The 17,876-nt window shown below is 60.4% G+C and carries 19 protein-coding genes; 13 read left to right on the top strand and 6 right to left on the bottom strand.

What is annotated here, in order from left to right:
• Positions 1 to 11 precede the first annotated feature (11 nt).
• Positions 12 to 1,505, top strand: a complete 1,494-nt coding sequence (gene glpK, locus FHX06_RS04195; RefSeq protein ID WP_183878170.1) for a glycerol kinase GlpK — start codon at positions 12 to 14, stop codon at positions 1,503 to 1,505.
• A gap of 4 nt (positions 1,506 to 1,509) precedes the next feature.
• On the opposite strand, the gene FHX06_RS04190 is transcribed toward glpK, so the two are convergent.
• The gene (locus FHX06_RS04190) at positions 1,510 to 2,481 is read right to left on the bottom strand and encodes a GlxA family transcriptional regulator (protein WP_183878168.1); all 972 of its coding nucleotides are present in this window, start codon (positions 2,479 to 2,481) and stop codon (positions 1,510 to 1,512) included.
• 117 nt (positions 2,482 to 2,598) lie between these two features.
• Here FHX06_RS04190 and FHX06_RS04185 point away from each other — a divergent pair, with 117 nt between their 5' ends.
• Positions 2,599 to 3,240, top strand: a complete 642-nt coding sequence (locus FHX06_RS04185; protein WP_113201920.1) for an HD domain-containing protein — start codon at positions 2,599 to 2,601, stop codon at positions 3,238 to 3,240.
• A 49-nt stretch (positions 3,241 to 3,289) separates the two neighbouring features.
• Here FHX06_RS04185 and FHX06_RS04180 read toward each other — a convergent pair whose 3' ends face one another.
• Positions 3,290 to 4,252, bottom strand: a complete 963-nt coding sequence (locus FHX06_RS04180; RefSeq protein ID WP_183878166.1) for a hypothetical protein — start codon at positions 4,250 to 4,252, stop codon at positions 3,290 to 3,292.
• A gap of 204 nt (positions 4,253 to 4,456) precedes the next feature.
• On the opposite strand from FHX06_RS04180, the gene FHX06_RS04175 reads away from it, so the two are divergent.
• The 5 genes from FHX06_RS04175 to greA all read left to right on the top strand — a co-directional run bounded on the left by FHX06_RS04175 (position 4,457) and on the right by greA (position 8,601).
• On the top strand, positions 4,457 to 4,831 hold the full coding sequence (locus FHX06_RS04175; protein ID WP_003565644.1) for a YciI family protein: 375 nt from the start codon (positions 4,457 to 4,459) through the stop codon (positions 4,829 to 4,831).
• Positions 4,828 to 6,087 carry an RNA polymerase sigma factor gene (locus FHX06_RS04170; protein ID WP_112543472.1) on the top strand — a complete coding sequence of 420 codons (1,260 nt, stop codon included), beginning with the start codon at positions 4,828 to 4,830 and terminating at the stop codon, positions 6,085 to 6,087. The genes FHX06_RS04175 and FHX06_RS04170 overlap by 4 nt, the downstream gene beginning before the upstream one ends.
• A gap of 149 nt (positions 6,088 to 6,236) precedes the next feature.
• Positions 6,237 to 7,298, top strand: coding sequence for an LLM class flavin-dependent oxidoreductase (locus tag FHX06_RS04165; RefSeq protein ID WP_183878164.1), 1,062 nt, complete (start codon positions 6,237 to 6,239; stop codon positions 7,296 to 7,298).
• Positions 7,299 to 7,337: 39 nt separating this feature from the next.
• Positions 7,338 to 8,087 carry a type I methionyl aminopeptidase gene (gene map, locus FHX06_RS04160; protein ID WP_112543474.1) on the top strand — a complete coding sequence of 250 codons (750 nt, stop codon included), beginning with the start codon at positions 7,338 to 7,340 and terminating at the stop codon, positions 8,085 to 8,087.
• Between the two features lie 31 nt (positions 8,088 to 8,118).
• Positions 8,119 to 8,601, top strand: a complete 483-nt coding sequence (gene greA / locus FHX06_RS04155) for a transcription elongation factor GreA (RefSeq protein WP_183878162.1) — start codon at positions 8,119 to 8,121, stop codon at positions 8,599 to 8,601.
• Positions 8,602 to 8,655: 54 nt separating this feature from the next.
• Here the strand turns inward: greA and FHX06_RS04150 are convergent, their stop codons facing one another.
• A complete protein-coding gene (locus FHX06_RS04150; RefSeq protein WP_183878160.1) occupies positions 8,656 to 9,054 on the bottom strand; it encodes a RidA family protein in 399 nt (132 codons plus the stop codon).
• Positions 9,055 to 9,243: 189 nt separating this feature from the next.
• On the opposite strand from FHX06_RS04150, the gene FHX06_RS04145 reads away from it, so the two are divergent.
• Positions 9,244 to 9,834, top strand: coding sequence for a TetR/AcrR family transcriptional regulator (locus FHX06_RS04145; protein WP_183878159.1), 591 nt, complete (start codon positions 9,244 to 9,246; stop codon positions 9,832 to 9,834).
• A 44-nt stretch (positions 9,835 to 9,878) separates the two neighbouring features.
• Here FHX06_RS04145 and FHX06_RS04140 read toward each other — a convergent pair whose 3' ends face one another.
• Positions 9,879 to 10,484: a PadR family transcriptional regulator gene (locus FHX06_RS04140; protein WP_113147116.1), complete on the bottom strand. Its 606-nt coding sequence runs from the start codon at positions 10,482 to 10,484 to the stop codon at positions 9,879 to 9,881.
• A 137-nt stretch (positions 10,485 to 10,621) separates the two neighbouring features.
• Between FHX06_RS04140 and FHX06_RS04135 the strand changes: the two genes are divergently transcribed.
• The gene (locus FHX06_RS04135; protein WP_409564318.1) at positions 10,622 to 11,827 is read left to right on the top strand and encodes a YbfB/YjiJ family MFS transporter; all 1,206 of its coding nucleotides are present in this window, start codon (positions 10,622 to 10,624) and stop codon (positions 11,825 to 11,827) included.
• A gap of 123 nt (positions 11,828 to 11,950) precedes the next feature.
• Complete coding sequence (sbmA, locus tag FHX06_RS04130; protein ID WP_112972154.1) at positions 11,951 to 13,216, top strand: peptide antibiotic transporter SbmA; 1,266 nt, start codon at positions 11,951 to 11,953, stop codon at positions 13,214 to 13,216.
• Between the two features lie 63 nt (positions 13,217 to 13,279).
• On the opposite strand, the gene FHX06_RS04125 is transcribed toward sbmA, so the two are convergent.
• Together FHX06_RS04125 and FHX06_RS04120 are read right to left on the bottom strand one after the other, a co-directional pair.
• Complete coding sequence (locus FHX06_RS04125) at positions 13,280 to 13,813, bottom strand: PAS domain-containing protein (RefSeq protein ID WP_113201915.1); 534 nt, start codon at positions 13,811 to 13,813, stop codon at positions 13,280 to 13,282.
• Between the two features lie 115 nt (positions 13,814 to 13,928).
• A complete protein-coding gene (locus FHX06_RS04120) occupies positions 13,929 to 14,918 on the bottom strand; it encodes a polysaccharide deacetylase (RefSeq protein ID WP_183847587.1) in 990 nt (329 codons plus the stop codon).
• Between the two features lie 128 nt (positions 14,919 to 15,046).
• On the opposite strand from FHX06_RS04120, the gene FHX06_RS04115 reads away from it, so the two are divergent.
• From FHX06_RS04115 to der, 3 genes are all read left to right on the top strand, one after another.
• The gene (locus FHX06_RS04115) at positions 15,047 to 15,643 is read left to right on the top strand and encodes an NnrU family protein (protein WP_112543482.1); all 597 of its coding nucleotides are present in this window, start codon (positions 15,047 to 15,049) and stop codon (positions 15,641 to 15,643) included.
• Positions 15,644 to 15,744: 101 nt separating this feature from the next.
• Positions 15,745 to 16,428, top strand: coding sequence for a tetratricopeptide repeat protein (locus FHX06_RS04110; RefSeq protein ID WP_112543483.1), 684 nt, complete (start codon positions 15,745 to 15,747; stop codon positions 16,426 to 16,428).
• Positions 16,429 to 16,444: 16 nt separating this feature from the next.
• The gene (gene der / locus FHX06_RS04105) at positions 16,445 to 17,869 is read left to right on the top strand and encodes a ribosome biogenesis GTPase Der (RefSeq protein ID WP_113210809.1); all 1,425 of its coding nucleotides are present in this window, start codon (positions 16,445 to 16,447) and stop codon (positions 17,867 to 17,869) included.
• Positions 17,870 to 17,876 lie beyond the last annotated feature (7 nt).

Below are 17,876 nucleotides of genomic sequence, written 5' to 3'. Positions count from 1 at the left end.
GGAGGAATCGCATGGGTGGATATGTTCTGGCGGTCGATCAGGGAACGACCTCGACGCGGGCGATCGTCTTCGACGGCGACATGAAGATCGCCGGCATGGGCCAGAAGGAATTCACGCAGTTCTATCCGCGCTCCGGCTGGGTGGAACATGATCCCGAGGAAATCTGGGATTCGGTCGTTTCCACCGTCCATATGGCGCTGCGCGAAGCCAAGGTCACGGCGAAGGATATTGCCGCGCTCGGCATCACCAACCAGCGCGAGACCGTCGTCGTCTGGGAGCGCGAGAGCGGCAAGCCGATCCAGAATGCCATCGTCTGGCAGGACCGGCGCACGGCAAGCTATTGCGACAATCTGAAGCGGCAGGATCTGGAGCGCACCTTCACGAAGAAGACCGGGCTCATTCTCGATCCCTATTTCTCGGGCACCAAGCTTTCCTGGATGCTTGCAAACGTGAAGGGCGCGCGGGCGAGAGCAGCGCGCGGCGACTTCTGCTTCGGCACGATCGACACGTTCCTCATCTGGCGACTGACGGGCGGCAAGAGCTTCGTGACCGACGCGACCAATGCCTCGCGCACGCTGATGTTCAATATCGCCACCAACGAATGGGACGAGGATCTGCTCGACATCCTGCGCGTACCGGCCGCCATGCTACCGGAAGTGAAGGATTGCGCCGATGATTTCGGCATCGTCGATCCCGAGCTGTTTGGTGCCGCGATCCCGATCCTCGGCGTTGCCGGCGACCAGCAGGCGGCGACCATTGGTCAGGCCTGCTTCGAGCCGGGCATGCTGAAATCGACTTATGGCACCGGCTGCTTCGCGCTTCTGAATACCGGCAGCGACATGGTGCGATCGAAGAACCGGTTGCTGACGACCATCGCCTATCGCCTGGATGGCGAGACGACCTATGCACTGGAGGGCTCGATCTTCATTGCCGGCGCGGCGGTCCAATGGCTGCGCGATGGTCTCGGGATCATCGACAGGGCATCCGATACCAACGATCTGGCGGAGAAGGCCGATCCGACGCAGGAGGTTTATCTCGTGCCCGCCTTTACCGGGCTCGGCGCACCGCATTGGGATGCCAAGGCACGCGGTGCGATTTACGGCCTGACCCGCAATAGCGGCCCGGCCGAGCTTTCGAGGGCGGCGCTGGAGGCTGTCTGTTACCAGACGCGCGATCTCCTGGAGGCGATGCAAAAGGACTGGAAGAACGGCACAGACGACACGGTGCTGCGTGTCGATGGCGGCATGGTGGCTTCCGACTGGACGATGCAGCGTCTCTCCGACCTGCTGGAAGCACCGGTCGACCGCCCCGTCATCCTGGAGACGACGGCGCTGGGCGCTGCCTGGCTGGCCGGCAGCAGAGCCGGGGTGTGGCCGGACAGGGAGAAGTTTTCCGCGACCTGGAAGCGTGACCGGCGCTTCGAACCCTCGATGGACGAGAAGACCCGCGCCGTAAAGCTCAGGGGCTGGAAGAATGCGGTGAAGCGGACGTTGAGCGAGCTCTGATCGCTCAACTCACCGGGCTCATGTGTGCATATTGCTTGCGGTATTCCGCAGGCGTGACGCCGAGATGGCGCGTGAAGGCGCGGCGCAAGGTGTCGTCATCGGCAAAGCCGCATTCGCTGGCTACCTGTTTCGGCACATGGCCGCTTTCGAGCAGCCGGCGGGCGGCGGCGATGCGTGTGGATTCGACCCAGGCTGCCGGCGTCATGCCAACCTCGTCTCGGAAGAGCCGGGCGAAATGCCGCGGGCTGAGTTCCATCCGGCGGGCGAGTTCTGCGACGCTATGATCGGCAGCGGGATTGGCGGCGATCCAGCGCTGTACTTCCTGAAGGGCCGAGCGTCCGGCAGGAGCAGCTTCGCCCTTTCGGCTGAACTGCATCTGGCCACCGGAGCGCTTGAAGAACATGACGAGCTGGGCTGCAATACGCATCGCCACGTCACGGCCGAGGTCCTCTTCGACAAGGGAGAGGGCAAGATCCAGTCCTGCTGTGACGCCGGCAGCGGTTCTCAACTCTCCGTCGGCCACATGGATCGCGTCCTCCTCCACCATCACGGCGGGATAGGCCTGTCTCAACCTCTCTGCGACGGCCCAGTGCGTGGTTACGCGGCGGCCCTCGAGCAGGCCGGCGGCTGCGAGCAGGAATGCGCCGCTGCAGACCGAGCCGTAACGGCGGGCGCCGGGTCCGGCCTTGCCGAGCCATGCCAGCAGCTTTGCATCATGCTCGATTTCAGCCGCATTGGGGCAGCCTGCAACAAGCAGCGTATCGAGCGGGCCGGTCTCGTCCTCGATCGTATAGTCGGCGATCAGGCGGATGCCGGAGGAACTGCGGATATGCCCGTGCGTGGTGGCGATAACGACGGGGCGATAGACTTGCCTGCCACTCTGCAGATTGGCTTCGGCGAAAACATCGAGCGGACCGGAAACGTCCAGAAGCTGAACGCCGGGAACGGCAAGGATGGCGATGGTGCTGGGCTTCATCTGACGGCCTCATGTCCGCAGTGGAATGGTTTTGGCAGAAAATGACGGATAGCGTCGATTGCCGACATATCCAGCCGCTTTTACGCTCCTTGGCATCCACCATCAAGGAGAAAGACGATGACATTGACGATCGGCGGCATCAGCATTCCCGACAGCAAGCTGGCACGCGACATTACCGAACTTGTCAGGGACACGGAATCGCCGCTGCTCTTTCATCATTCCAGCCGGGTCTATTATTTCGGTGCGCTCTCGGGCCAACGCCGCGGCCTGAACTTTGACCCGGAACTGCTTTATGCCGGCGCCATGTTCCATGACATGGGGCTGATGCACCAGCATAGTTCGGAGCACGAGCGCTTCGAGGTCGACGGCGCCAATGCCGCTCGTGACTTCCTGAAAAGCTACGGCATCTCGCAGGCCGATATCGACACCGTCTGGACGGCAATTGCGCTGCATACGACACCCGGTATTCCGCAGCATATGCATCCGGTCGTGGCCCTGGTGACGGCAGGGGTGGAGATGGATGTGCTCGGCATCGACTATCACGGCTTCGGCGATGCCGACCGTGAGGCGGTGGTGCACGCCCATCCGCGCACGCCGCATTTCAAGGAGGATATCATCCAGACTTTCTATGACGGCATCAAGCACAAGCCGGAAACGACCTTCGGCAATGTGAAGGCGGATGTGATAGCCGACAAGGAACCGCATTTCCACAGGGGTAATTTCTGCAGCGTGATCCGCAATTCGGCCTGGGGCGGCTAAGCCCTAGGGAGCGGAGGCAGGCGGCTTGGCGACCGCCTGCCTGTTATTGTCATTTCTTCAGCCAGGGCGTTGCCGTGCTCCAGAAGATCACGTTGGCGCCGAGATAGTCCTGTGCGAAGGCAGTGAACTCTTCCTTGGTGAAGGGCTTCCTGGTCGCGGGGTTCCTGTAGGTCAGCGTCGGCTCCTGCACGGCGAGGCCGACATAGGAGAGCTTGCCCTTGTACTTGTTGAAGAAGGGGTAGGAGTTCTTCATCTGCGCCTTGCGGTTCGGTACGATGTCAGGGCCGCCGAGGCCGACATTGTTCTTCGCCGCAAAATCGAAGAGGCGGCCCATGTAATTATGGTCGTTCTCCCATTCGCAGGGCCAGAAGTTCACATATTGCACGACGAGCGACTTTTCGAAGGCCTTGCGGGCGAAGGCGAGGTTTTCCATCTCGGCCGAGAAATAGGCATCGCAGGAAAAGCCCTTCGGCTCATGCTTCGGGTCGAGATCGATGGAGGTTTCCGGCAGGTTGATGCCATAGACCTGGCCGTCGAACTTTTCGGCAAGTGCCTGCAACAGAGCCTGATAACGAGCTCGAACGGCCGGGTTCCATTGCTGGGCGACCCAGCCGGAACCGACCGGCTTGTTTTCGCCGGGATTGTCGAATTGCGGGGTCAGGCCGCCATCATATTCCGGTTCGGCCAGCATATAGTCAGGGATGTTGCGCGCCTTCGGATTGAAGAAGCGATCCTGCACCTGGATGAACATCTTCTTGTTCAGGCTTTTGGCGATGGCCAGGTCCTGCTCGATCGCCGAAAAATCATACTGACCTTTTGCCGTTTCCAGGCTCTTCCAGGCATAGACGACCTGTACGCCGCCGATATCGGGCCGGGCGAGTTTCGCCTTTGCAGCTGCGAGGTCGCCGGCGCCCATATAGAGAAAATTTTCCGGGGCGGAGGCGGCATGGGCAGCCTGCGTCGACAATACGAGAGTGGCAAGTGCTGCGAGAAGTTTCTGAGATTTGTTCACGGGGCTCTCGAATGGAAAGGTGATGGAAAGCGCCGACAGCTCTCAGGGCCAAATCAGGCAACTCAATGGCGTGGATTTCGAAGCCCCGTCACAGGCTAACTGCAGCGCCTCGATCAGATTTACTGATTTTCCTATTCGTAATTTTTTGATGCGGCCTGTCGGTCAAACGGTTACTCCTTCGTCATTCGGAAAGAGGAGTTACCGATGCTTTACGCAATCCTTTGCTACGCCAATGAGGAAACCGTTTTTGCCTGGACCGAGGAGGAAGAGGCTGCCGTCATGGGAAATCTGCACGCCGTGATCGAGCCGCTCGCCGCTGCCGGCAAGCTTGGCCCGACCGGCCGGCTGATGCCGACGACGGCCGCAGCGACCGTGCGCAAGGGCAGGGACGAGGCCTTCGTTGTCGATGGTCCGTTTGCGGAAACGAAAGAGGCACTTCTCGGCTTCTATACGGTTGATTTTGAAACGCTGGATGAGGCGATCGCCTTCTCCAAACAGCTTTCGGCGGTCAATCCGGGTTCCACCTCTTACGAAATTCGGCCGTTCTACACCTTCAGGCCGGGAGAGATCGCATCATGACAGACATTGCCTGGATCGACCTCGCGCTTGCCTCGGCCCGGCCGAAGGCTCTTGGCGCTCTGCTACGCTATTTCCGCAATCTCGATACTGCGGAAGAGGCGTTTCAGGAGGCGTGCCTGAGGGCGATCCGGACCTGGCCGGAAAAAGGGCCGCCGCGCGACCCGACGGCCTGGCTGATCTTCGTTGGTCGCAACAGCGGCATTGATGCGGTGCGCAAGCGGGCGAAAATCCAGGCGTTGCCGGATGAGGATCAGATTTCAGACAAGGAGGACGCCGAAAGCGATATTGCCGATCGGCTGGACGATTCCCATTATCGCGACGATATCCTCCGGCTGCTCTTCATCTGCTGCCATCCGGACCTGCCGGCCACCCAGCAGATCGCGCTGGCGCTGCGCATCGTTTCCGGCCTGTCGGTGACACAGATCGCGCGTGCGTTCCTCGTCTCCGAAAGCGCCATGGAGCAGCGCATCACACGGGCCAAGGCGCGTGTGGCGAAAGCCGGTGTGCCCTTCGAAACGCCGAGCCCGCAGGAGAGGGCCGAGCGGCTGGTGATCGTCAGTACGATGATCTATCTGATCTTCAATGAGGGCTACAGCCAGGCGGATCCGGAACAGGAGGCGGCTGCCTTCAGCGACGAGGCGATCCGGCTTGCGCGGCTGATGCTGCATATCTTCCCCGCCGAACCGGAACTCATGGGGCTGCTTTCCCTCATGCTCTTGCAGATTTCCCGCCGGCAGGCACGCTTCAGCGCTGAAGATGAGATCGTGCTGCTCGAGGATCAGGACCGTTCGCTCTGGAACCAGCCCCTGATCAACGAAGCCCTGGCTCTGCTCGACAAGGCGCTGCGTCATCGCAAGCCCGGCCCCTATCAGCTCCAGGCAGCAATTGCCGCCGTCCATTCCCGCGCAAAACGCGCCGCGGATACCGACTGGGTGGAAATCGACCTGCTCTACCGCGCGCTGGAGCGCGTCCAGCCTTCACCGGTCGTGACGCTCAACCGGGCGGTCGTGGTCTCAAAGCTGAATGGACCGCAGGAGGCGCTCGATCTCATCGAACCGCTGGGCGAGAAGCTCGACGGCTACTTCTATTATCACGGGCTGCGCGGCAATCTGCTCAAGCAGCTTGGCCGTATCGCGCCGGCCCGCATTGCCTTCGACCGCGCCATCGCGCTTGCCCATTCCGCAGCGGAAGCTGCCCATATCCGCCGGCAGATCGACAAGATGCAGGAAGAAGCGGCGCAGCCGGCGGCGAAATAAGCTGTACCTTCATGGGATGCCGCCCGATCCGTGGCGGGCATCGGCCTGACGCAGCCATCAACTTTGTCGAACAATCCGTTCCAGAATTTCCGTTTGCTCCGAGCCCTGCCGGACCTTATCTCAGGCGCAAGTTAAACAGGATACCGACCATGGAACTGGGCCTTTATACATTCGCAGACGTCAACCCCAATCCGTCCCGCAGCAAGGGCGTGGAAGCAGCCGAGCGGATCAAGCATCTGATCGAGGAGATCGAGCTTGCCGATCAGGTCGGGCTCGATGTCTTCGGGCTCGGCGAACATCATCGGCCTGACTATGTGGCATCGGCGCCGGTGGTGGCGCTTGCGGCTGCTGCGGCGAAGACGAAGAACATCCATCTCAGCAGCGCCGTCACGGTTCTTTCCTCCGACGATCCGGTGCGGGTGTTCCAGCAGTTTGCGACGCTGGACCTGATTTCCAACGGGCGCGCCGAGATCATGGCGGGGCGGGGTTCCTTCATCGAATCCTTCCCGCTCTTCGGCTACAATCTCGAAGATTATGACCAGCTCTTCGAAGAGAAGCTCGATCTTCTTCTGGCTCTGCGCGACAGCGAGATCATCAACTGGCAGGGCGAACTGCGCGCGCCGATCAATGGGCGCGGCGTCTATCCGCGGCCGCTGCAGGATCCGCTGCCTTTGTGGATCGCCGTCGGCGGCACGCCGCAGTCCGTGGCGCGCGCCGGCGCGCTCGGTCTGCCGGTCGCGCTTGCCATCATCGGCGGCGAATATCCGCGCTTTGCGCCGCTCTTCGACCTCTATCGGGAAGCCGCCCGCCGGGCGGGGCAGGATGCGGCGAAGCTGAAGACCAGCATCAATGTGCATGGTTTCATCGCCGATACGACCGAGGCTGCCGCCGACCAGTTTTACGGTCCGCAGGCTGAAGTGATGAACCGCATCGGCCGCGAGCGCGGCTGGGGTCCGACGAGCCGGGCGCATTTCGACATGTCGCGCGGCCCGACCGGCAATCTCTTCCTCGGCGATCCGGAACTCGTGGCCGAGAAGATCGTTGCTGCACACAAGGTTTTTCGCAACGATCGCTTCCTGCTGCAGATGGCGATCGGCCTTATGCCGCATGATCAGGTCATGCGCGGCATCGAGCTCTACGGGACAAAAGTCGCGCCGATCGTCAGAAAGGCATTGACTGAAACTTCCGAAGGCGCGAAAGCCACCGCCTGACGAAGAGCCTGTCGCTCTCGGCAAAGCCGGAACGTGTCTATGGTTATCGAGAACGACGAAGAACTTTCCAAGCTCAAAGAGATCGGCCGTATCTGCGCCAATGCCATCCAGGTCATGGCGGCAGCGATGGAACCGGGCATGACGACGCTGGAGCTCGACCAGATCGGCCGCAAGGTGCTGGAAGACGCCGGTGCGCGCTCGGCACCCGAATTCTGTTACCAGTTTCCGGGTGCGACCTGCATCAGCGTCAACGAGGAAATCGCCCACGGCATTCCCGGCCCGCGTGTCATTCGTCCAGGTGATCTCGTCAATATCGACGTTTCGGCGGAAAAGGACGGCTTCTTTGCGGATACCGGCGCCTCCTTCGCCGTGCCGCCGGTCGCATCCCGCATCGAGAGGCTATGCCGGGACGGCAGACGGGCGCTCTGGGTGGGTCTGAACCAGATCAAGGCGGGCGAGCCGCTGGCGAAGATCGGCAATGCCGTCGGTGCCTTCGCACAGAAGAACCGCTATACGCTCGTTGCCAATCTCGCGAGCCACGGCGTCGGCCGCTCGTTGCACGAGGAGCCGGCCGAACTTTCCACCTGGCCTGATCCTTCAGAACGGCGCATGATGACGGAAGGCCTCGTCTTTACCGTCGAGCCTTTTCTTTCGCTTGGCGCCACGTGGGCTGAAGGCGGCGATGATGCCTGGACGCTTTATGCCGATCCCAAGGCCCCGACAGTGCAATACGAACATACGGTCGTTGCGACCCGCAACGGACCGATCATTCTGACATTGGCGGCTTGAGGGGGATTTCCCCTCGCTGTTGGAGGTCGAGATGGCAGTTGCCTTCACCAAGGAAGAGAGTGCCGAAACCGCAGCGGAAACGCTGCTACCCGACCGCGCGATTTCGCCTCATCCAAATCTCGTGACGGAGGCCGGGCTGAAAGCTCTCGAACTGCAAATGCAGGAAGCGCGCCAGGCCTATGAGGCGGCAAGTACGATCGAGGACGTCAACGAACGGCGGCGGCAGCAAGCAAATCCTCTGCGTGACCTGCGTTATTTCGTCGAGCGCCTTCGCACGGCCCAGCCTGTTCCGGCCCCGACATCGACGGAGACGGTCGCCTTCGGAAGCACTGTCACCTTCAGCCGTGACGATGGGCGCGTCCAGACATATCGTATCGTGGGAGAGGATGAAGCCGATCCGAAAGCCGGATCGATTTCCTATGTCGCGCCGGTCGCCCGGGTTCTCACGGGCAAGGCCGTCGGCGATATCGCTGTCGTCGGCGATCAGGAACTCGAAATCATCAAGATTTCCTGACCGCCGCACGCGTTTCCGGCGTCGCGTTCAATTCACTGCTTTTGAGAGGGCCGGTCAGGCAGCCTGAGGAAGGCGAGCAATGACCTTGATTTCGAAATCAAAGCCCGCCAGCCAGTTCACGCCGACGGCCGTCCAGTTCGGATAGGGCGCTTCGCCGATTTCATTGAAGCGAATATCGGAGATCACGGGCCATTGCGCGGCAGGGTCGGTGTGGAAGGACGTGATGTCGACAACGTCGTCGAAACTGCAGCCGGCGGCCTTCAGCACGGCTTTCAGATTATCGAAGGCAAGCTGTACCTGCTTTGCGAAATCGGGTTCGGGCGAGCCGTCTTCGCGGCTGCCGACCTGGCCGGAGACGAAGAGAAGGTCACCGGAGCGGATCGCCGCTGAATAACGGTTGATCTCATAGAGAGCCTGCCGGCCGGCGGGAAAGATTGCTTCGCGTTTGGTCATTGCTTTTCTCCTGTTCAGGCAAAAGGGTGCCTTTCGCCGGGCATTTGCTCGTCGATCGCGACGAGCATTCGTGGGTATGGCCAGCCCATTCCGGAGCAATTGATATACGCTCCGTATGTGGATATAATCAGAGATACGACGCGTATGTCAATACACATACGGTCCGTATGTGTATTTTGGGAGATAGTGATGGTTGTAAAGACCCGGGCGCAGATGATGGAGGAGACGCGGGCGAAGCTCATCCAGGCGGGCCGAAAAGCCTTTGCAGTCAAGGGCTACGCGGCTGCTTCCATGGACGATCTGACCGCTGATGTAGGGCTGACACGCGGCGCGCTCTACCACAATTTTGGTGACAAGAAGGGCTTGCTGCAGGCCGTGATTGACCAGATCGACGGCGAGATGGGAGAGCGGTTGCGTATCGAGCGGGATCGCGCCGAGACGACCTGGCTCGGGTTGTTGGCGGAATATACCGCCTATATCGAAATGGCTCTGGAGCCGGAAATCCAGCGCATCATGCTGCTCGATGGGCCGGCGGTGCTCGGCGATCCCTCGCAGTGGCCCAGTCAGAATGCGTGCCTTCGAACGACAACCCAGACAATTCAGGCGCTGATCGATGAGGGCACCGTCAAGCCCGTCGATGCGGAAGCTGCCGCGCGCTTGCTCAACGGGGCGTCGCTTAGCGCTGCTCTCTGGATCGCCGCCGTGGAAGACCCGCACAGCCTTCTCGCCAAGGTCGTCGAGGCCTTTCGCGATCTTGCGAGTGGCCTGCTGAGGAACTGACACCGACGGGGCGGCGGTTCACGCCGCCAATAGTCGATATGGCCTCAATCCCGTTGCGGCTCGGTCTTGCCGCCCTGCAGGATTTCCATGGCAGCGCGCTCCAAAATTCCGGAAATCCTGGCTGCTTCGCTTGCCGACCAGGGATGGCGCATGCGCAGTGCCGAACGCAGCAATTGACGGGCGGCGCGGACACTGCCGTCGTCGCGGCCGAAGTCGTCGTCCTCCTCGTCGCGCCGGCGCCGTCCACCGCCGCCTCCCTGCTGCTGCTCCGGGTCGAACATGCGGTTGACGAAGGCCATGCCCTCGGCAATGCGCTCCAGCTTGGCAAGTGCCTGGTCGATCATGGCGCGGTTTTCTTCCACCTTCTGGCGGCCGGCATCGGTGATCTTGTAGAGCTTCTTTGTCCCGTCGTTCTCCACTTCCGCCAGTCCTGTTTCCTCCAGGTAGGTCAGCGCCGGATAGATGACGCCCGGGCTCGGGACGTAAAAGCCGCCGGAGCGCTCCTCCAGCGTCTTGATCAGTTCATAACCGTGGCTGGGACGCTCTTCCAGCAGCGCCAGCAGGATCGTCTGCAATTCGCCCGCGGAAAACCTGCGGCCCATTCCCATGCGCATGGCCTCGCCGACGAAGCCGCCTCGAAAACCTCTCATAACGAACTCCTTTGTATCAGATGTATCGCTCACTATGTCGTAAAACATATATCGTAAGATATGTCGTTCAAGGGGCGGTGCGAAAAATCTGTTCGTGAAATTGAAGAAGCCATCAGAATTACTCACTTGAGACGACCATGTTGCGGCGCGATAAAAGTGGCATGTTGGCTCCCAATAACGACCGTCCGGTCAATCTCTTCACCACAGCGCTGGCAGGCGCCGTCGCCATGGCGGCGGCCATGGGTTTCGGGCGCTTTTCCTTCACGCCGATCCTGCCGGGCATGATGGCCGGCGTGCCGCTATCGGCGGCCGATGCCGGTTTCATCGCCTCGGCCAATTTTGTCGGTTATCTCGTCGGTGCGGTTCTCGGCGCCTATGGCTGGGCGGCAGGGCGCGAGCGGCTGGTGGCGCTTCTTTCCCTCCTTGCGACTGCGATCCTGCTGGCTGCCATGGCGGCAACGGAATCTGTCCTGGTCTTTGCGGTCATCCGGTTCCTTGCAGGCGTGGCGAGCGCCTTCACTTTGGTCTTCACGTCTGCAATCGTGCTGAGCCACGGGGCTGTCGCAGGCAACGATCATGTCCAGGCCGCGCATTTCGGCGGGCCGGGGGCGGGGATTGCGATTTCTTCCGTCATGGTGCTTGCGCTCGGCTATGTCTTTGACGACGCGGCCGGCGGCTGGCGCGCGGACTGGATCGGTGGCGCGCTCTTCTGCCTCGTCAGCTTAGGTGTGGCCTGGGCCTTGCTGCCGAAGGCGCCGGTGCATACGGGCCAGGCGAAGGAACCAGCGCTTGTCTGGAACCGGCCGATGGTGCTGCTGACGCTCTCTTACGGCTCCTTCGGCTTCGGCTATGTCATCACCGCGACCTTCCTCGTCGCCATCGCCCGCATGAGCGCCTCAGGGCCGATCGTCGAATTTCTCTGCTGGTTCATTGCCGGGGTGACGGCAACGATCGCGCTGTTCATCTGGAAGCCTTTCGTGCGGCTGCTCGGACTTGGCGGCGTCTATGTCGCGGCTCTCATCATCGAAGCGATCGGCGTGCTTGCGACAGTAGCGCTGCCGCATTCGGTGGCGCCGCTCATCGGCGGCGCACTGTTCGGGGCGACCTTCCTTGCCATCACCGCCTATGGTTTGCAGATCGGCCGCCGGCTCTCGCCCGATAGCCCGCGCCGCATTCTCGCGCTGATGACAGCCGCCTTCGGTGTCGGCCAGATCATCGGGCCTGTCGTCGCCGGCTGGATCGCGCAGGTAACGGGTAATTTCGTGCTGCCGACCATTATTGCCGCGGTTGTGCTGGTTTTCTGCGCGGCTCTCGTCATGCCTGTGATGAAGAAAATCCCTTAAGTGGTTACAAGTGCGTAACAATGGCTTGAGCCCATTGCCGCTTTCTTCGAACTGCCTTAATTTCCGGGCAATCAGTGGTTCGCCACTCTTCCGTGACTCCAGTTCAGGAAAGCAAAACCTCCCGTGTTTCATTCCTTCTTTCCCCAGCCAAAGGCGTTCTTTACTTCGCTCGTAGTCTGGACGCTGGCCGCAATTTTCGGCTGGTATTTCTTCGCCGCCGGTCTCGGTGCTTCACTTGGTTTTACGGCGGTTCCCGAAGAGCAGCAGCCGATCGATCTCTCGTTCTTTCTGCTGCCGGAAAATCTCTGGTTTTACGGATACTTCCTTTTAGCGGCTCTGATCTTTTGCGGTTTCTGGCATCTGAAGGCACTCAGCCATCCGTGGAAGATGTGGTCCATCTGGGGCTCGGCGCTGATCATCTTCGTGACCTATTTTGGCGTGCAGATCACTGTCGTCATCAACAACTGGCGCCGGCCGTTCGGCGATCTGCTGCAAAATGCGCTGACGAAAAAGCCGGGTATCACCGTCGAGAATTTCTACGACCTATTTCTGATCTTCGCGCAAATCGCCTTCCTCAGCATGCTCGTGTCGATCCTGACCGACTTTTTCACCAGCCACTACATCTTCCGCTGGCGAACGGCGATGAACAATTTCTACATGGCCAATTGGGAAAAGCTTCGTCATATCGAAGGCGCATCTCAGCGCGTACAGGAAGATACGATGCGCTTTTCCCAGACATTGGAAGGGCTCGGCATCAACCTGATCAATTCAGTGATGACGCTGGTCGTCTTCCTGCCGATCATGCTGGCGCTGTCACATTACGTGACGAGCCTGCCGTTTCTCGGTGAAGTGCCGAACTCTCTCTTCTGGCTTGCCATCTTCTGGTCGGCTTTTGGTACCGTTCTGCTGGCTTTCGCGGGTATCAAGCTGCCTGGCTTGAACTTCAAGAACCAGCGCGTAGAGGCGGCCTATCGCAAAGAGTTGGTCTATGGCGAGGATCATGCCGACCGAGCACAGCCGCCGACGATGCAGGAGTTGTTCTCAAGAGTGCGAAGAAATTATTTCACGCTCTATTTTCACTATCTGTATTTCAATGTTGCCCGCTCGTTCTATCTGCAGGCCGACAATCTTTTCGTCTATTTCTTTATGGCCCCGACCATCGTTGCCGGCGCCATCACCTACGGTATCTTCCAGCAGATCGCGACGGCTTTTGGACAGGTCAGCAATTCCTTCCAGTATCTCGTAAACTCCTGGACGACGATCATCGAACTGCTGTCCATCCACAAGCGTCTCAAGGCCTTTGAGGCGGCGATCGACGACGAGCCGTTGCCGGATATCGACCAGCGCTATCTCGAGCGCGAGGCCGGTGTCGTACATGTCGACGGCTGACGCGGAATGAAAAAGGGCCACCGCTGCGGTGGCCCTTCTTTTTTATCATCTCCTCAAGAACTGTCAGTTCGGGCGCGTGCAGCCCGTATTTTTCCAGTCCATAGCCATCAGGGCTTCCACGATGTGGTCGGCCACGGCCATGTTGCCCTCCTTGATGGCGATGTCATAGGCGGCCAGGCAATGATCGAGCAGCGGTGTCGCCGCCGCAGGGGCCTCCTCGGGGAGCGGAAAGATGATTCCGCCGTAAAGAGACGGGACGCCGTTCTTGTCGCGGAAGCACCGGCCGAATGCCATGACCTGCTGGAAGACGCCGTTGGCGCGACGGACCCGGTAGCGTTGTTGCTCCGGCTCCTGTGTGAGGATCGTATCACGGATGACTTTGGCGGCGGCGGGCTGATCGTCTGGATGGATGCGGGCGACATAGGCTTCGAGCGGCAGGCCGCTTGCCGTCGCCGCGGCGTCGAGTCCGAAGATTTCGGCGACTGCTCCGTCGCCATAGAGCAGATTGGCAACGATATCCCAGGTGAAAAAGCCGGTTTCGCAGACCGGAAATTCGTCTTTGTCGGCCAGGCACTCCAGGTTTTCTATAAAGGTCATGACGTCACCTCCCCATGCTTGCAGCACGTTTGAGGCAATGTTTATCGAAGTGTGGCCGCGATGCAATCAATACGTGCGGTTGTTTTTGATATCCAGAGGTTTTAAGCGCAGAAGCTTACAACCCGGATGTCTCCTGCAGCTTGCCGCGGGCCTTGATCATCGGAATTGCGTCGGAATAGCTGACACAGGCAACATCTGATCTGTGGCAAACGTCGCTGACCAGCCTGTCGAGCGCGCGCCAGTAGGCGCCACCGTTCATTTCCACAAAGTGGAAGCCGAGCTGCAGGGGGATGCGGCTGCCTGCATATTGCTTGTCGAAGGCTTCCTTGAACGCCGCATAGGCGCGCTCTTCGAAAGCGGCGCTGTCGGCTGCATCCTCCTCGCCCTTGGAGTGACGCACGAAGAGATTGTAATCCATGCCGATGATCGGCTTCTCGCCCGGGCCCTCCGGAATGAGCGGCAAGCCGAAACGTATGATGCCGTCTTCATCAACCGGCAGGGCCGGGCCTTTGGTGACGAGGCTTGCGTCATAGGTAAAGCCGGCCTTCTTCTCGGCTGCGATCATGTCGGCGCCGCCGCCTGTCGAAAGGTAGGGGGCGCGAAAGCCGCTGATGCCGCGATCGACAAGATCCTGCCAGCCGGCCGGCTCTTGCAGGCCGACGCTTTTCCAGGCGTTCTTCAGTGTGGTCTTGAAAGTCGTATATTCGGCTGACCAGTCCGCTTCGCTCCATTGGCGGCCGTCGAAATGGCCGCAGGCGTGACTGGAAATATCATGCCCCTCGAGGTGGGCGTGCCAGATATTGCCGAGCCGCTCGCGGATTTCGTCGTCGGTCTGTGCGAAGCCGACATTGGATCTTCCGCGTTTCTGATGAGGCGCCTGGTAGGCCTGCTTCGCTTCCTGATTCATCAAAAAGGTACAGGAGAGGAAATAGGTGAAATGGGCGCCGTTCTTTGCCGCCATCTCGCGGCTCTTTTGCCAGAGCGCGTTGTCGTGTGCGCCGTCAAAGGAAATGATGACAAGCTGCTTCGGCTTGTCGGCGGCGCCAGCGACAGCAGGAAAAAACAGGGAGAGGGCGAGGGACGCAGAAAAAATGGAACGAAACATGGGCACCGCGACAATTTGCATTGCGGTTTTCCTGTTACAGAAATGCGGCGAAGCTGCGGTCTCGCTGGCATTTTTCATCTTGTGCCGGTAATTCATGGCTGACCAAGAAACGGGAAAACAAGATCACCATGGCTCTGCTCGTCCTCAGTCTTATTCTCTTCCTCGGCCTGCACCTGATCCGCGTCGTCGTGCCGGGCTTCCGGCAGGCGATGATCGACAAGGTCGGCAAGCCGGCCTGGATCGCTTTTCATGCGATCGCGAGCATCCTGACGCTGATCTTCGTGATCTATGCCTTCGGGGCGGCACGCAGAGAGCCGATCGGCATGCTCTACAATCCGCCCATGGGTATGGCGCATCTCACCGTCACCCTGATGCTGATTGCGGTAATCTGTCTCGTCGCTGGTTTCCTGCCGGCCGGTTACATCAAGACGAAGACGAAACATCCGATCGTATTGTCGGTGAAGATCTGGGCGCTGGCCCATCTCCTGTCGAATGGCGAGGCCTATTCGGTTCTGCTCTTTGCGGCATTCCTTGCCTGGGGTGTGGTGCTGCGCATTTCGCTGAAGCGGCGCCAGCGCCGCGGCGAGATAACGCTGCCGGCTTTCGTTTCGGCCAAATATGACGTCTATGCCGTCATCATCGGCGTGGTGGTCTGGGCGCTGATGATCTGGCGCGTTCACGAATGGCTGATCGGCGTTGCGCCACTGCCGATGCTTGCTTCGTGACGATTCTGCGATATCCCCCTTACAACGGCCGCAAAATGGAGTAGAAGGCCCGACAATGTGCGTTTTGCACTGTGTATGGGTATCCGCGGCCGGAGACGAGAATGGCATTCAACGACGACAGCTTCATTCGTGAAGTCAACGAGGAACTGCGTTCCGACCAGATGAAGGGCGCAGTGCGCCGGTTTGGCCGCTATATCATTGCCATTGCCGTTCTTATCGTGCTCGGAACCATCGGCAAGGTTGCCTATGAATATTGGGACAATAACGCGTCCTCCGGCGCCGGCGACCAGTTCCTGGCGGCGATGAAGCTTGCCGACGAGAACAAGACCGACGAGGCGCTTGCTGCACTCGATAAACTGGAGAAGGAAGGCCATGGCGCCTATCCGGTTCTGGCGCGTATGCGTGCCGCGACCGTCCAGGCCCAGAAGGGCGACAATGCCGGTGCCATCGCCTCGTTCCAGGAGATAGCCAAGGACAAGTCCGTTCCGGCTGCCGTGCAGGATGCCGCCAAGATGCGCGCCGGCTGGCTGCTGATCGAGAACGGCACCTACGACCAGGTTTCTGCTGCTGTCGAGGAAATGGCCGTCCCAGGCAACGCCTTCCGCCACTCGGCGCGCGAGGCGCTTGGTCTTGCCGCTTACAAGGCCGGCAACATGGCGCAGGCGCGCCAGTGGTTCCAGGCTATCGTTGACGATCCGGACAGCCCGCGCGCTGTTGGCAATCGTGCTCATATGATGCTTGATCTCATCACCGCATCCGGCAAGGCGCCCGCCGCGCAGGGTTAAGGCTTAAGGGAAAAGAATGAGTTTTACGGTCGCCATCGTCGGACGCCCGAATGTCGGCAAGTCGACGCTTTTTAACCGTCTGGTTGGGAAGAAGCTAGCGCTTGTCGATGACACGCCGGGTGTGACGCGTGACCGCCGGCCGGGTGAAGCGCGCCTTGTCGATCTGCGATTCACGATCATCGATACAGCGGGTCTGGAAGAGGCGACCGACGAAAGCCTGCAGGGCCGCATGCGCCAGCAGACCGAAGCGGCGATCGACGAAGCCGACCTTTCGCTCTTCATCGTCGATGCCAAGACGGGACTGACGCCTGTTGATACGGCTCTCGGCGAGATGCTGCGCCGACGCGGAAGGCCCGTCGTGCTCGTTGCCAACAAATCCGAAGCGCGCGGGTCCGATAGCGGTTTCTACGACGCCTTTTCGCTCGGGCTTGGCGAACCGGTGGCGATCTCAGCCGAACACGGGCAGGGCATGCTCGATCTGCGCGATGCCATCGTCGCGGCAGTCGGCGAGGATATTGCCTTTCCGCCGAAGGATGATGTCGCGGTCACCGATGTCGATCTGCCGCAGTCATCAGGCGAGGAGGACGAGGAAGACGACGAACCCGTCTACGATGACAGCAAGCCGCTGCGTGTCGCGATCGTCGGTCGCCCCAATGCCGGCAAGTCGACGCTCATCAATCGTTTCCTCGGCGAGGACCGGCTGCTGACCGGCCCGGAGGCTGGCATCACGCGTGATTCCATCTCCGTGGAGTGGGAATGGCGCGGTCGCACGATCAAGATGTTCGATACGGCAGGCATGCGCCGCAAGGCGAAGGTGATTGAAAAGCTCGAAAAGCTTTCGGTCGCCGATGCGCTGCGCGCCATTCGTTTTGCCGAGACCGTGGTTATCGTCTTCGACGCGACGATCCCCTTCGAGAAGCAGGATCTCCATATTGTCGATCTCGTGCTGCGCGAAGGACGCGCGGCCGTGCTCGCCTTCAACAAGTGGGACATGATCGAGGACCGTCAGGCGGTGCTGGCGGACCTGCGCGAAAAGACCGACCGCCTCTTGCCGCAGGCACGCGGCATCCGCGCCGTTCCGATCTCCGGCCAGACAGGCTGGGGGCTCGACAAGCTCATGCAGTCGATCATCGATACGGACCGTGTCTGGAACAAGCGCATTTCCACCGCCAAGCTCAATCGCTGGCTGGAGCAGCAGCAGGTGCAGCACCCGCCACCGGCCGTTTCCGGTCGCCGTATCAAGCTCAAATACATGACGCAGGTAAAGGCCCGTCCGCCGGCCTTCATGGTGTCCTGCACCCGCTCGGATGCTCTGCCGGAATCCTATACGCGCTACCTGATCAACGGGCTGCGTGCGGATTTCGATATGCCGAGCGTACCGATCCGGATCCATTACCGCTCGCCGGACAATCCCTTTGAGGGGAAGAAGAAGCGGACCTAGCGCGTTT

Source organism: Rhizobium sp. BK512 (assembly GCF_014194915.1).
Taxonomy (GTDB): Bacteria; Pseudomonadota; Alphaproteobacteria; order Rhizobiales; family Rhizobiaceae; genus Rhizobium.
Note: the sequence above shows the minus strand (reverse complement) of the source record. Positions and strands in the feature narration are given on the sequence as shown.